The sequence below is a fragment of the Kitasatospora sp. NPDC051853 genome (assembly GCF_044452665.1).
Taxonomy (GTDB): Bacteria; Actinomycetota; Actinomycetes; order Streptomycetales; family Streptomycetaceae; genus Kitasatospora.
In genome coordinates, this window is the sequence record NZ_JBITBY010000002.1 from 933851 (window position 1) to 947556 (window position 13706).

At 75.0% G+C, this 13706-nt stretch carries 13 protein-coding genes; all 13 read right to left on the minus strand.

Annotated features, from left to right (window positions below):
- Positions 1-79: 79 nt before the first annotated feature.
- Positions 80-403, minus strand: a complete 324-nt coding sequence (locus ACIA8O_RS08930; RefSeq protein ID WP_396292901.1) for a nucleotide pyrophosphohydrolase — start codon at positions 401-403, stop codon at positions 80-82.
- A gap of 9 nt (positions 404-412) precedes the next feature.
- A complete protein-coding gene (locus ACIA8O_RS08935; protein ID WP_396292902.1) occupies positions 413-1696 on the minus strand; it encodes an AAA family ATPase in 1284 nt (427 codons plus the stop codon).
- Between the two features lie 151 nt (positions 1697-1847).
- The gene (locus ACIA8O_RS08940; protein ID WP_396292903.1) at positions 1848-2675 is read right to left on the minus strand and encodes a putative RNA methyltransferase; all 828 of its coding nucleotides are present in this window, start codon (positions 2673-2675) and stop codon (positions 1848-1850) included.
- 51 nt (positions 2676-2726) lie between these two features.
- A complete protein-coding gene (locus ACIA8O_RS08945; RefSeq protein WP_396292904.1) occupies positions 2727-3155 on the minus strand; it encodes a fic family toxin-antitoxin system, toxin component in 429 nt (142 codons plus the stop codon).
- Complete coding sequence (locus tag ACIA8O_RS08950) at positions 3152-3391, minus strand: toxin-antitoxin system HicB family antitoxin (protein ID WP_396292905.1); 240 nt, start codon at positions 3389-3391, stop codon at positions 3152-3154. The genes ACIA8O_RS08945 and ACIA8O_RS08950 overlap by 4 nt, the downstream gene beginning before the upstream one ends.
- Before the next feature lie 108 nt (positions 3392-3499).
- Positions 3500-4009 (minus strand): hypothetical protein, encoded by a 510-nt coding sequence (locus ACIA8O_RS08955; protein WP_396292906.1) that lies wholly within the window; start codon positions 4007-4009, stop codon positions 3500-3502.
- A 21-nt stretch (positions 4010-4030) separates the two neighbouring features.
- Positions 4031-5320 carry a hypothetical protein gene (locus ACIA8O_RS08960; protein ID WP_396292907.1) on the minus strand — a complete coding sequence of 430 codons (1290 nt, stop codon included), beginning with the start codon at positions 5318-5320 and terminating at the stop codon, positions 4031-4033.
- Positions 5313-5687 carry a hypothetical protein gene (locus ACIA8O_RS08965; protein ID WP_396292908.1) on the minus strand — a complete coding sequence of 125 codons (375 nt, stop codon included), beginning with the start codon at positions 5685-5687 and terminating at the stop codon, positions 5313-5315. The genes ACIA8O_RS08960 and ACIA8O_RS08965 overlap by 8 nt, the downstream gene beginning before the upstream one ends.
- Complete coding sequence (locus ACIA8O_RS08970) at positions 5684-7600, minus strand: peroxidase family protein (protein ID WP_396292909.1); 1917 nt, start codon at positions 7598-7600, stop codon at positions 5684-5686. The genes ACIA8O_RS08965 and ACIA8O_RS08970 overlap by 4 nt, the downstream gene beginning before the upstream one ends.
- Before the next feature lie 8 nt (positions 7601-7608).
- Entirely contained in the window at positions 7609-8952 is a 1344-nt protein-coding gene (locus tag ACIA8O_RS08975; protein WP_396292910.1) for a hypothetical protein, read from the minus strand.
- A 177-nt stretch (positions 8953-9129) separates the two neighbouring features.
- A complete protein-coding gene (locus ACIA8O_RS08980) occupies positions 9130-10524 on the minus strand; it encodes a cytochrome P450 (RefSeq protein ID WP_396292911.1) in 1395 nt (464 codons plus the stop codon).
- A complete protein-coding gene (locus tag ACIA8O_RS08985) occupies positions 10521-11951 on the minus strand; it encodes an FAD-binding oxidoreductase (protein ID WP_396292912.1) in 1431 nt (476 codons plus the stop codon). Before ACIA8O_RS08985 ends, ACIA8O_RS08980 begins: the two co-directional genes overlap by 4 nt.
- A 23-nt stretch (positions 11952-11974) precedes the next feature.
- The gene (mdlC, locus tag ACIA8O_RS08990; RefSeq protein WP_396292913.1) at positions 11975-13588 is read right to left on the minus strand and encodes a benzoylformate decarboxylase; all 1614 of its coding nucleotides are present in this window, start codon (positions 13586-13588) and stop codon (positions 11975-11977) included.
- Positions 13589-13706: the final 118 nt, after the last annotated feature.

Genomic DNA, 13706 nt, shown 5'->3' on the forward strand with positions numbered 1-13706 from the left:
GGGACGGGCCGCCCGTCCTGTGGAAAACCGCCCCCTGTGGACAACGCGTGTCACCCGTACGGAGGACCGCGCCCCACCGTCAGACCGGGAAGCGGACCTCGTTGCGCTCGATCTTCGCCGCCAGCGCGGCCGCCGGGTCCACCCCGACGGCGGTGCAGAACTGCAGCAGGTAGGCGAGCACGTCCGCCACCTCGTCCCGGACCCGGTGCGCCCGCTCCGGCTCGGCCATCACCGTCTCGGCCTGCTCCGGCGTCAGCCACTGGAAGATCTCCAGCAGTTCGCCCGCCTCCACCGTGAGGGCGGCGGCCAGGTTCTTCGGGGTGTGGAAGGGCTCCCAGCCCCGTGCCGCCGCGAAGTCGGTGAGCCGCTGCTGGAGCTCGTCCAGGGTGTTGTCGGTCGTCATGCGACAGGTCTACCCCATCGCCGCCGCGCCGGCGCCGCCACGGTCGGGCTGCGCCGGCACCCGGGCGGTCTCCGGCCGGAGCACGCTGTGCCCGCTGGCCGGATCCCGCCGGCACTCCACCAGCGAGACCTCCTCCCCCGCCTCCCGGGCCGGGCCCGGGTCCTGCACCGCCGCCAGCAGCCGGACGTCCTCCTTGGCGCACACCTCCCGGGCCAATCGCAGCAGCGCGGCCACCTGCTCGGGGGCCAGGCCCGCCGACAGGTCCTCGGCCAGCACGGTGAGCTGACGGTGCGCCGGCGGCACCTCGCCCGCCGGGTCCACGTCCAGCACCCCGGCGCCGGTGAGCAGCACGGCGGCGAAGGCCAGCAGCCGCAGCATGCCGTCGGAGGCCTGGTCGGCGCTGGTCCGGCCGAGCACCCCCTCGTCGAAGACGGCCATCAGCTCCTCCCGGGAGTCCGGGCCGCGGCGGCTGACGTCCAGGCCCAGCAGCGGGTGCGGGGCGGCCTGCTGGACGGCCTTGAGCAGCCGCCCGTACCGGCGGGTGCACTCCTGCCGGATCCGGGCCAGCACGGCGGAGACGTTGGCGGCGGTGCCGAGCAGCCGGGCCTCGGGCTCGTACCCGGTCCAGTCCCGCATCAGCGCGGGCACCGGGTGCAGCGGGAACACCTCGCGCAGGGCGGTGAGCAGCTGCTCGGCGGCGGCCAGCACCTTGCGCTCGCCGGGCGAGGAACCGGCCACCCGGAGCGGGATCTGAGCGGTGATCAGGCTCTCGCTGGGGAACGGCGCCCGGATGTCGCCCTGCCGGGTGTCGTTGTGCCAGGTGACGTTGACCTTGCCGTGCGCCACGTCCTGCTCCCCGGTCTCCACCAGGGTCTGCCCCGCGCAGGTCAGCCACTCGCGGGCGACCCGGACCGGCCCGTCGGTGCGGACCACCAGCTCCAGGCGGATCGGGCCCTCGGCGGAGCGGACGGTGCAGCCCAGGATGATCGCGTTCCGGCCGTGCGGGACGCAGCCCAGCAGGCCGCCCCTGATCGGCAGCGCGAGCGGCCCCGCGGCCGAGCCGATGCCGTCCAGCGAGGGGCCGATGGGCTCGCCGAGGGCGAGCCGGGAGAGGGTGGCCAGTGCGTCCAGCGCGTTCGACTTGCCGACCCCGGACGGCCCGTGCAGCACCGTCAGCGGGGCGAGCGGGAGGGTGGTGCGGCGGTAGGACTTGAAGGAGGTGAGGCGCAGCTCCTCGACCGTGGGGCGGAGCACGGGGCGGACGGCGGGTGTCTGGAGAACTTCGCTGGTCACCCGGGGGACGTTAGCCGTCGGCCGGCGCGGAGAAACGTGCCTGCTCCGGAGGTTCATCCCAACGGGTCCGCCGCGCGGCGCGGGCTCCGGTACGTGATATGCGCAGGCCGGAGGGGGTGTCAGCGATGAGTGGGGTCAGCGGCGGGTGGGGTCAGCGGTAAGTGGTGAGCAGCACCGAGCCGGTGACCTCGACCGGGTCCGGCAGCCCGGCCAGGGCGGCGGCGAGCTTCTCCCGGTCGGTGTGCCAGGCGTTCGGGCCCATGGCCACCACGGCCTCCGCCTCCGCCCGGCCGAGCCGGAGGGTGAACTCGACCTCGGTGCGGTCGGTGTGGGTGAACCAGGGGCTGAGCTTCTCCTCGGTGCGGCGCTCCTTCTCCTCGTCCACCGAGAGCAGGCCCAACGCGGCCACCAGTTCCCGGAGGTGACGGGAGGTCGGGGTGACCAGCAGCAGCCGGCCGCCCGGCCGGAGCACCCGGCGCATCTCCGGGCCGTTGCGCGGCGCGAAGACGTTGAGCAGCAGCTCGGCGGAGTGGTCCTGGAGCGGAAGGGGGCGCCAGGCGTCGCAGACCAGCGCGCCGATCCGCGGATGCGCCTTGGCCGCGCGCCGCAGGGCGTACTTGGAGATGTCGAGCGCCGCGCCCACCCCGCCGGCCCGCTCCAGCACGTGCGCCAGGTAGTGCCCGGTGCCCGCGCCGAGGTCGGCCACCAGGCCCTCGACCGGGCCCTCCGCCGCGGCGGCTCCGGCGAGCGCGTCCGCGATCGGCCGGTAGTGCCCGGCCGACAGGAACGCGGTGCGGGCGGCGACCATCTCCGCGGTGTCGCCCGTCCCGGTGTGCGCGTCACCGGCCAGCAGGCTGACGTAGCCCTGCTTGGCCTGGTCGAAGCCGTGGCCCGAGGCACAGCGCAGGGTCCGGCCGTCGAGGACGAGCGGCCGGGCGCAGTGCGGGCAGGCCAGGTACTGCTCGATGTCCTGCAACAACGTCGGTGGTCCTCGCCGGTCCGGGGGTGGGCCACCAGCTTACTGACGAGGTCAGTCGGCTTCGCCCTCGCCGTCGTCCTCGCCGCTGACCCCTTCGTCCTCGGGGTCCTCGACGATCCAGCCGGCCAGCCGCTCGGAGACGCCGCTGACGCCGAGCTTGCCCTCCCGGATCGCCCGGGCCAGGCTGCGCACCTCGCGCGCGGTGGTGGCCACGTTGCAGCCGCTGGCCACCAGGTAGGAGTACGCGACGGCGGTCGCGAACAGTTCGTTGGTCCGCTCCAGCGCGGGGACGCGGATCAGCTGGTGCATCAGGGCCGCGGCGCGGTCCTGCGGTTCGGGGTAGACGGCGATGTCGAATATCTCGGCCTGGTGCCGGACGACGGCGGCGAGCAGGGAACCGTAGTCGGTCACCTGGGGGTCGCCCGGGGTGTACTGCTCGGCGGTCATGAGCAGCCAGGACAGGTCCACCTCAAGCTTCAACGGCGCACGTCCTGGAGCTCGGAGCCGCGCTCGGCGAACTCGGCGAGGAAGGCACTCTCGTACTCCTTCATGAACTGGGCCGCGGTGTCGACGAACAGCCGCCCGGACTCGCCCATGTCCTGGCGCACGAGCCGCTCGATGTACTGGTTCATGCTGATCCCCTGCTGCTCGGCCCGCTCGCGGGCGATCTCGGCGGTCGTGGCATCCACCCTGACGTTCAGCTGCTTCTTGGTCATGCTTCAAGCTAGCGCCGATGTGCTAGCACAACAAGGGCGCATTCCGGCCGCCTCACTCCTGTACCCGCGCGCGGGGCGCTTACCACCCCCGCGGGCCGGCCGATCCGCTCAGGGCATCGGCAGGTCGTGCCCGCCGGCCCGGCAGTGCCAGACCGCCCGACGCTCCGTCAGCTCCGGGTGCAGGCCGGTGCGGTGGTCCGGGCAGGTCGGCCAGACGGTGCGGTGGACGTGGGCGACGAAGGTCTGGACGGCGTCCGCGACGGTCACCTTCGCCTCCTCCGGGCCCAGCGCGCGGACCTGCTCGCCGAACACGGCGACCGAGCCGGTCGTGTCGTAGTCGCACTCCGCCTCGACCTCCGGCCGCAGGTCGAGCGGCGACCCGAGGTCCCGCTCGGCCGCCGCGCGCAGCGCCGCCAGGGCGGTTTCGGCCACCGCGGCGCGGCGCTCCAGCATCAGTTCGGGCACGTACGGCGGCGCGACCTCACCGTGCGCGTCCCGGACGGCGCGCAGCCAGGCCAGCGCTTCGTCGGACAGCCAGGCCGGGTCCAGGCCCAGCTCCGGTTCCCCGGCGAGCACCGCCAGCCAGGTGTGGAAGGGGTCGTTCCCGCTCGTCGTCACGGCGGGCAACGCTAACGGGGGTCAGTGCGGGTCGCCCTCGATTTTCCCGGCCAGGGCCCGGGTCGTGGGCGGGAGTTCGCGCCACTGCCGGGTGAGCAGGACGAGTGCCAGGGCCAGGTAGACGTAGCTGAGGACCAGCCGGTCGTTCTCGCCCGGGAGGACGAACTGCACCACGAACAGGACGAAGAGCAGGCCCGCCTTCCACGGCAGGAAGCGCAGGTCCAGCAGCAGGACGACGGCCAGCAGGGTCTGGGCCGCCGTCAGCAGCACCTCGTCCACCTGCCGTTCGACCAGCGGGAGCGCCCAACTGCCGCCGCCCGCCGCGTAGGCCAGCGGGAGGCAGGCGATCAGCAGGGTCCACTGGTTCACCTTGCTGGAGAGCAGGGCGCCGAGGCCGTCGTCGCCGCGCAGCCGCCAGGCGAAGACCACCGCGACGATCAGCTCGGGGGCCTCCGAGGCCAGCGGGGCCAGCCACTGCACCAGCAGGAAGCGGTCGATGCCCAGCGAGGCCCCGGCGTCCACCAGCGAGGTGGCGAAGGGCTCGGCACAGGCGAAGACCACGGCGGCCGCCACCGCGAACACCAGCACCGTGGTCGGGCGACGGCGCCGGGCCGGGAGGGCGGCCAACCGGGCCGGGACGCCGATCAGTTCCTCCTCGTCGGTCTCGCTGCACCGGCCGATCCGGTAGAGGTAGCAGCCGTACCAGGCGATCAGCACGACGGCGACCAGCCAGGAGATCTCCCTGGTCAGTGGCATCAGGAAGGCGAAGACGGCGGCCGCACCGAGGAACGCGACGTCGATCCGGCGGTGTTCGCGCAGGCTCACGCCGGGGCGCACTCCCGCCCGCCGGGCCGCGACGTACGCGGCGAGCGCCACCAGCGGCCACCCCACGCCGACCAGCAGCCGGTTCGCGCCGGTCATGTTGGCGGCGGCGTACGCGGCGTACTCCGGCTTGGAGCCGGCCGTGTACGCGAACCAGAGGTCCACGGCGTACTCGGGCAGCACCGCGATGAACGCCAGCAGCGCCAGCGCCAGCGGCCCCGCGATGTCGGCCCGGGCGGTCTCCGCCGCCCACATCAGCAGCAGCGCGGCGGAGAGCACCCCGAGCCCGAACAGCAGCATCCCGGGCACCGGTGCCGGGTGCACCCCGGCCAGCCGCAGCACCACCGCGGGGACGGCCCCGAGACAGGCCGCGCCGAGCCGCAGGGCGGTGGTGCGCGTCGAGGGCGGTGGTGCGGACGGCGGCTCCCCCGCGTGCGCGCCGACCGTACGCTCCCCCGCACGCGCACCGGCGGACGGGACGTCAGACACCCTTCCGCCCGCCTCTCGTCCCCGGCCGGCCGGTCGCCGAGCCACCCGCCGACCCGCCCACGGGCCCGCCCGGCGCACCACCCACCGCCGTGCCCGCCGCCGCAGCTGCCGCCGCACCCGCCGGCCCGCCCACGGGCCCGCCGAGCCGGGCCGCCGACCGGGCCAGCCCGTCGGCCGCCGCACCGCAGCGCGCGGCCAGTTCGGTGATCCGTTCCCGGAAGGCCTCGGCCTGCGGGCCCTCCCAGCCCAACGCGGCGACGGCCTTGAGCAGCCGCTCCTCGTGCTCGCGCAGCGCGGTGGCGTGCAGGCGCAGCCCGGCGACCGGGCCGGCGGGCTGGGGACGGCGGGCGGCGGGGAACTCGGTCACGGTCGGCTCCAGGGGGCGAAGGCGTTGGTCACGCCGTCGAGGGCGTGGGTGAGTTCGGGGTGGTGCCGGAGCAGGACCGTCACCATGGTGGTGCGGTCGACCCAGCGCAGGCCCTCGGGGGTGTAGACCTCGGGGCGGTAGTCGGTGGTGAAGAAGCGGTCGCTCTTCAGCCGCCGGCTGGCCATCAGCACGAAGATCCGGAACAGCGAGTCGCTGAAGCCGAACCCGGCCGGGCGCGGCTCGGCCAGGTTCCCAACCAGGGTGTCCACCAGGTCCAGCCGGCCCTGGTAGACCTCCTCCAGCAGTTTGGCGTCGGCCTGTTGACCGCCCGTCAGCTCCTCGAAGGAGGTGACCGGGCGCTTGCGCAGCATCTGCCGGTAGGCGTTGTAGCGCGGGATGCCGCGCTCGCGGTCGCGCAGCACGTCCACCGTGCCGAGGTCCAGGTGCTCGCCGGTCAGCCGGGCCAGGTTCCGCAGCCCGTCGGGGTGGTTGTGGAGCACCAGGGCGCCGGGGTGGGCGGTGCCGAAGGAGTAGAGGAGGTCGCTCATCCCGTACTGGTCCACCGAGCTGCGGGTGGCGGCGCCCTCCATGTCGTCGAGGCCGATGCTGCGCCGGACGCCGCCGCCGCGGTGGTCCCGGACGATCAGCTCGTCCGGGATCAGCGGGTGCAGCCGGTAGGCCGAGACGAACTCCTCGGTCATCGAGAACGGCGCCGCGTGGTGCTCGGTCGGCGAGCCGAGGATGCCGCTGAGCATCTCCCCCCGGCCGATCCGGCCGAACCTGCGGCTCACCCAACGGGGCAGCACGCCGTACCAGTTGGCGTTCATGGCCCGGCGCAGCACCGGGGTGTCGAGGATGCCCGGGGTCCACTCCACGGTGTGGATCTTCGCCATCAGCGCGGTGTTCACCAACCGGGCGGTGTGGAACAGCCGTTCGTCGTCCCAGGTCGGGTAGTGGGAGCGCAGGTGGCCGCAGATCGCGTTGTGCTCCTTGGCGAACAGGGTGTGCAGCAGCGAGAGCCCCGCCCAGTAGTCCCCGTTCATCCCGGTGGCGTCCAGGCAGCCCATCCCCGGGCGCGGGTCGACCGGCAGCCGGCCGCCGGGCAGCGCCATCCGGCCGTCCTCCCCGGTGCGCAGCGACCGGCAGGTGGCCTCGTCGGAGCCGTAGATCTGGGAGCCGTCCCACCAGTGGGTGAGGGTGTTCTCGTAGGTGGGCGGCGCGTCGGGCGTGGTGTGCGCCAGCGGGTCCGGGCGGGTGCGCCTGACCCGCATCGGGCACTCGGCCCAGTCGTCGTCCGCCGCCAGCGGGACGGTGAACGGCTCGGCCGCCGCGTTGTCGCCGTGGTTGGCCCAGCCGTGGTTCTCGAACTGGATCCAGGCCGCCGCCAGCAGGTTGAGGCTGCGGGCCGGGACGAAGGACCGCCGGGCCAGCAGCTCCCGGCTGACCTCGCGCGGGCTCGGGGTCATCAACTCCCGTTCGCCGCCCGGGTGGCAGAGCTCCAACGGGGCGTTGCGGTCCAGCCGGGTGCCGGCCCGTCCCATGTCCTCGTCGTCCGGGTCGTAGCCGGAGCCGTCGTAGGAGCGGTACGGCAGCAGCGTCGCGCTCGGCCGGCGCGGCCGCTCGCCGCCCGCGCCGTAGGTGTCGTACAGGTTGTGGCGGCGCAGCTCGTCGCGGATCACCTTGAGGTTCACCAGGCCGATCGGCGCCGGGAGTTGGTGCCACTCCCGGCGCCGGTTGACCCGGGCGAAGACCGCCGACCCCAGGCGCTCCAGCGCACCGGGCGGCCCGTAGGCGGGGGCCTGCGCGGGGGCCGGCCCAGCGGACTGGGGACGGCGGGCGGCGGGGACCGCGGAAGTGGCGGGGACCGCGGGAGCGGCGGCGGGCTCGCTGCGGGGTGTGCTGGTCTCGGTCATCGCGGTCCTCAGCGGTCGTAGAGCGAGAAGAGGCGGTTGCCGGTCACCCGGCCGCGGTACGGCGCCAGTTCGGCATCCACGTGGGCGGCGGCATCGGTGGCCTCGAACTCCAGGTTGTGCGCGTAGCGCTCGGCGGCGTGGCAGAGCGGGAAGGCCCGGGTGTCGTCGACCCAGGTGTACTCGGTGAACCCGGCCGGCAGCGCGTACGGCGAGATGGCCGAACGGCCCTCCAGGCTCGGCACGATGTCGTGCTCGTTCACCAGCGAGAAGACCTTGGTCCTCGGGTCGGCCGGGCGCTTGGCGTCGATCGGGGAGCCGATCGCCACCACGTGGGTGACGGTGTAGAGGGCGGTCAGGTCCCGGTTCCCCGCCAGGTTCATCGCGGTGACCCCGCCCTGGCTGTGGCCGATCAGGGCCAGTTCGGCGCCGGAGGGGATGAAGGAGCGCAGCGCCTTGGCCACCGCCCGCGAGTACGGCGAGTCCGGGCGGCCGACGGCGTTGAAGGCGCCCACCATGTCCTGCGGGCTCTCGGCGTTGAAGCTCCGTGCCATGCCCGCGAGTTGGACCACGTACCGGAGCACCCCGTCCGGCCCGGCCACCTGCTGCACCAGCAGGGTCCCGCCGGTGCTGATCAGGTCGATGTTGCGCACGTACCCGGTGATGGTGCCGGTGCTGTCCAGCCCGGCGACCAGTGCGGCGTCCGGCACCAGCGGCTCGGCCCGGCCGGGGCCCCGGTCGAAGAACTCCCAGAAGCCGGCCCCGAGTCCGAGCAGCGGCTCAGCGGTCATCGCCTTCCCGGTCGCCACCTGCCAGCCGGCCGTGTCGTTGAACGGGTTCTCGTCGGTCAGCGCGTTCCAGGCCAGGATGTCGGCGAAGGACGGCGCCAGCATCGCGAAGGCGTGCTCGGCGCCGTCGCTCTCCAGCAGGGACTTGAAGATCCGGACGGCGTCGCGCTGCCGGTCCTGCTCGATGGCGGCCAGGATGCGGCTGGTGGACGGGTTCTCCAGCAGCTCCGGGTGGGTCACGGCGGCCGCCCGGATCCGCGCCTTCAGCCCGGCCACGGCCAGGCTGACCGCCAGGCTCTCCCGGCTGGTGACCACCCCCGCCAGCCAGGCCGCCCGGGCCAGCGGGCCGCGACCGCGCGGCGCCCAGCCGAGGCCGGCCGGGTCGGTCAGCGTCCGCAGCAGGCTGCGCCAGGCACCGCGGCGGACGGCCGTCGGGGCCTGGGCGCCCAGCGCCAGTTCGGAGACGTACGCGGCGGCCTCGCCCACCGCCTCGGCGGCCTCGGCGAGTTCGCGGCACAGGTGGTTGAGGGTGGCGACGTCCGGCTCGGTGGCCAGGGTGTGGGGCATCGGGATCGGATCTCCTGACGGGGACAGGTAAGTGGTTACCCCGGGGGCGCGGGGAACTGCGCGCTTCGGAAGGCGGCCCACCTGCAACTGAGGCTCCGTCAGCCGGTTGCACGTGCTGCCGTTCCCCTGCGCGCAGTTCCCCGCGCCCCCGGCGGCGTGACCACGTACGACCAGGGCCTAGCGCGGGACGAGGCCCAGTCGGAGCGCGGAGAGGTCGACCGAGCCGGGGAGGGGGCGGTGGATGTCCAGGGCGGGACGGCCGCCGGTCACCCGGTGGCCGCGCAGGACCTCCGCGACCAGGGCGGTGAGCACCATCAGCCCCAGGTCCGTCCCCGGGCACCGCCCCCCGCCGTGGCTGAACGGGGCGATCGCCAGGTCGAGTTCGGCCCCCGGCACCAGCCACCGCGCGGGGACGTACAGGTCCGCCCCCGGCACCTGCTCCGGGTCGCGCTGGTGGAAGGCCGCCGGCACCAGCACCGTCGTCCCGGCCGGGTGACTGACGCCCCGCCAGGTGGTCTCGGCCCGCGTCACCCGCACCAGGTCCGGCACCAGCGGGAACAGCCGCAGCGCCTCCTGCACGCAGGCCCGCACCCGCGGCAGCCCCTCCCCCGCCGGCCCGCCGGCCCGGGCGTCCACCTCCGCCCACGCCGCGTGCTGCTCCGCCGGGTGGGCGGCGAGCAGCAGCAGGGTGCGGGCGAGCATGGTGCCGAGCAGGTCGAGCGCCAGCAGCCAGTGGTGGGCCTGCCCGACCGGGTCGACCTCCCCGGTCGGGTCCGGGTGGAGCCGGGCCCGGCCGGTCAGCGTGTGCTCCGGCGCGTCGGCGGCGTACTCGGCCAGCCGGGCGTCGGCCCGGGCGTACCGCGCGGCGGCCTCCCGGCGGCGGCCCTTGCGCAGGCCCATCCAGTTGGCCTCGCGGCGCAGCGCGAGCAGCAGGTCGGTGAGGTGCTGGTCGTCCGCCGCGGCGTCCCCGAGCACCGTCCGCCGCCCGATCCGGCCGGCGGCCCGCTGGAGTGCGGCGCTGTCCAGGGTCCGCCCGGCGGTCAGTGCCTGGGCCTCCTCCGCGACCACGGCCAGGAACGGGCCGCAGGACGGGTGGACCGGCCGGCCGGCCGCCAGCACCTGGTCGTTGACCGCGCGCCGCTGCTCGCGCAGGTCGCCGTGCGAGCAGATCACGCCGGTGGGTTCGAAGACGGAGAGGCTGCGGTGCTTGTCCGGCGCGTCCATGGCCATGGTCCGCACCGGCGCGGCGTAGAACTGCTCCACCTCGGCCCGGTCGAGCAGCACCAGCATCGGCCCGGAGAGCCCCCGGACCAGCACCGGCGCCCCGCCGTGGCGGCGCTTCATGGCCCGCAGGGTGGCGAAGGACCAGGCGGACTGGCCGAGCGCCGCGTAGGCCCTGACCACGCCGGGCCGGGCGGAGGCCACGCCCCGGACGAAGGCGGGCAGGGTGTGGGTGGAGACGAACCGCAGCGTCTCCGCCCGGCCGGCCCGCACCTGTTGGCCGGTGCGGGGCACGGCCGCCCGTGGTTCGCCGAGGGCCTGCGCCGACGGGGCCTGTGCCGACGGGGTCACGCGATCACGACCTTCCCCGGGTTGAGCAGGTTCTTCGGGTCGAACAGCCGCTTGAGCCCGCGTTGCAGCTCCAGGGCGACGGGGTCCAGCTCGCGGGCCAGCCAGTCCCGTTTGAGGGTGCCGATGCCGTGCTCGCCGGTGCTGGTGCCGCCGAGGGCCAGGGCGGCGGCCATGATGTCGTCGTACGCGACCCGGGCCCGCCGGGTGGCGTCCGGGTCGGTGCGGTCGAAGAGCACGGTGGGGTGCAGGTTGCCGTCCCCGGCGTGGCCGAGGGTGGCGATGGTGAGGTCGTGGTGGCGGGCGATGCCCTCGATCAGGCCGACCAGTTCGGCCAGCCGGGTGCGCGGCACCGCCACGTCCTCGATGAAGGCGGTCGGCTCACCGGGCAGCCGGGCCACCATGGCCTGGAGGCCCGGGGTGACCATCCGCCGGGCCTCGATCACCCGGCGGCTCTGGTCCGGGTCGGCCGCCACCGTCAGCTCGACCGCGCCGGCGGCCCGGCACAGGGCGGCCATCGCGGCCAGGTCGGCGGCCGGGTCGGCGGCGTCGCTCTCCACGATCAGGGTGGCGGCCCGGTCCCCGTTGAGCAGCGGGTGGCCGAGGCCCGCGACCGCCCGGGTGGTGGTGCGGTCGAGCAGTTCCAGCGCCGAGGGCAGGTGGCCCGCGGCGGTGACCGCGGCGACGGCCTCGCCCGCGGCGGGCAGGGTGCCGAACTGGGCCAGCATGGCCAGGGCCGGCGGCCGGGCGGGCCGCAGCGCCAGGGTCGCCCCGACCACCACCGCGAGGGTGCCCTCGGAGCCGACCAGCAGCCTGGTCAGGTCGTACCCGGCGACGCCCTTCACGGTGTCCCGGCCGGTGCGCATCCGCCGCCCGTCGGGCAGCACCACGTCCAGGCCGAGCACGTAGTCGGCGGTGACGCCGTACTTGACGCAGCAGATGCCGCCCGCGCCGGTGGCGATGTTCCCGCCGATGGTGCAGACCGCCCAGGAGGCCGGGTCGGGCGGGTAGGTCAGACCGTACTCGGCCACCGCGCGGTCCAACTCCCGCGTCACGACGCCGGGTTCGCAGCGCACCAGCCGGTTGGCCGGGTCGATCTCCAGGATCCGGTCCATCCGGGTGGTGGAGAGCACGACGCAGCCGTCCTCGGCGTTGGCCGCTCCGGCCAGGCCGGTCCTGGCCCCCTGCGGGACCACCGGCACCTCCAGCTCGTAGGCGGTGCGCAGCACGTGCTGCACCTGCTCGGCGGTCTCCGGGTGGACCACCACGGCCGGCCTGCCGTGCTCGGAGAACGGCGCGGCGTCGTGCGCGTGGGCGGCCAGCGCCTCCGGGTCGGTGGAGAGCGCGTGGGCCGGGAGGCCTTCGCCCAGCCGGGCGACCAGTCGGCCGGCCAGCCGGCCGGCCGGCGTGGATTCGGTGATGACGGACATTCCGCTGCCTTCCGGAAGTGGCGCTAGAGGGTGGGGAGTTCGGTGGCGACCGGGACGTCGATCAGCACCGGCCCGTCCCTGCGCGCGGTCGACTCCCGCACCAGCTTGGTGACTTCGGCCGCGTCCACGGCCCGGTGGGCACGCACCCCGTAGCCGGTGGCGATGGCGGTGATGTCCAGCCCGGGGATGTCCAGGCCGGGCACCCCGGGGGTGCGCTCCACCTGGGCGAACCACTGGAGGATGGCGTAGCGGGCGTTGCTCAGCACCACGAAGGTGACCGGCAGGTTGTAGCGGGCCGCCGTCCACAGCGCCTGGACGGCGTAGTGCACCGAGCCGTCCCCGAGCACCGCGACCACCGGCCGCTCCGGGACGGCGAGTTGGGCACCGACCGCGGCGGCCGCCCCGTAGCCGAGGCCGCCGCCGGCCGAGAACAGGTAGGAGCCGGGCGCGCTGATCGCGGTCGCCCGGTGGAACTGCGGGACGTTGGACGGCGACTCGTTCACCCAGAGCGTCCCGGCCGGCGCGCCCTCGGCCACCGCCCGCAGCGCGCCGAACGGGCTCAGCCGCCCGTCCTCCCCGAGCGTCTCCCCCGCCTGCTGCGCGGGCCCGCCGCCGGCCGCGGCCCCCGCCGCCAGCCGCTCCGTCAACGCCCGTGCGGTGAGCGCCAGATCGGCCACCACCGCGTCACCGACCGGTGCCCGGGCCGCTTCCTCCGCGTCCCGGGTGAGCAGCACCAGCGCGGCCCCCTCCGGCAGGTACTCCCCCGGCACGTACGGGTAGTAGCGGAACACCGGCGCCCCGATCACCACCACCAGGTCGTGCCCCTCCAGGCAGCGCGCCAACGGGGCGATGGCGGGCGGCAGTTCGCCCCGGTACTGCGGGTGGCTGCGCGGGAAGGAGACCCGCCCGGCCACCGGCGCCGCCCAGACCGGCAGCCCGGTGTGCTCGGCCAGCGCCAGCACCGCGTCCCAGGTGCCGGGCCCGGCCGCGTCCACGTCGTCGCCGACCACCAGGACGGCGCTGCGCGCCCCGCTGATCCGTCCGGCCAGCGAGCGGATCGTTTCGGCGTCGGGCACCCCCGCGTGCACCACCCGGCGCTCCGCGGCGGCCTGCGCCGCCCGCAGCTCACCCGGCGTCAGCTCCGCCTCGAAGTCGTCCATCGGCAGCGACAGGAACACCGGCCCGCACGGCGGGGTCTCGGCCAGCTGCACCGCCCGGGCCAGCGCCGGCGCCACGTCGGCCGGACGCGGCGGCTCGTACGCCCACTTCACCGCGGGCTGCGGCAGCAGGGTGGCCTGCGGGTTGCTGAGCAGCGCCTCCATGGTGAGCATCGCCCGCACCTGCTGCCCGGCGGTGACCACCATCGGGGTGCGGTTGGCCCGGGCGTTGAGGATCGCGCCCATCGCGTTGCCGGTGCCGGGCCCGGTGTGCAGGTTGACCAGCGCCGTACGGCCGCCGGCCTGCGCGTAGCCGTCCGCCATCCCGACCACCACGGCCTCCTGGAGGCCGAGCACATACCGGAAGTCGGCCGGGAAGTCCCGCAGCATCGGCAGCTCGGTGGAGCCCGGGTTGCCGAAGACGGTGGTGATCCCGCGGGCGCGCAGCACGTCCAGGACGGCGTGACGGACGGACGACATGGGTGATTCCCCCTCAAGTCGGAACTTGACCTGGAACCCATGCCTAGTGGTTCGCCCCCCGCTCCCTCACCTCCGGACGGGGAAGCTTCACCCGCCCGGCGGACACCCTTCCACCCCC

Coding starts and splice junctions, on each gene's coding strand:
- ACIA8O_RS08950 (WP_396292905.1), bottom strand. CDS start 3,391: ATGACCAAGAAGCAGCTGAACGTCAGGGTGGATGCCACGACCGCCGAG.
- ACIA8O_RS08985 (WP_396292912.1), bottom strand. CDS start 11,951: ATGTCCGTCATCACCGAATCCACGCCGGCCGGCCGGCTGGCCGGCCGA.
- ACIA8O_RS08930 (WP_396292901.1), bottom strand. CDS start 403: ATGACGACCGACAACACCCTGGACGAGCTCCAGCAGCGGCTCACCGAC.
- ACIA8O_RS08975 (WP_396292910.1), bottom strand. CDS start 8,952: ATGCCCCACACCCTGGCCACCGAGCCGGACGTCGCCACCCTCAACCAC.
- ACIA8O_RS08970 (WP_396292909.1), bottom strand. CDS start 7,600: ATGACCGAGACCAGCACACCCCGCAGCGAGCCCGCCGCCGCTCCCGCG.
- mdlC (WP_396292913.1), bottom strand. CDS start 13,588: ATGTCGTCCGTCCGTCACGCCGTCCTGGACGTGCTGCGCGCCCGCGGG.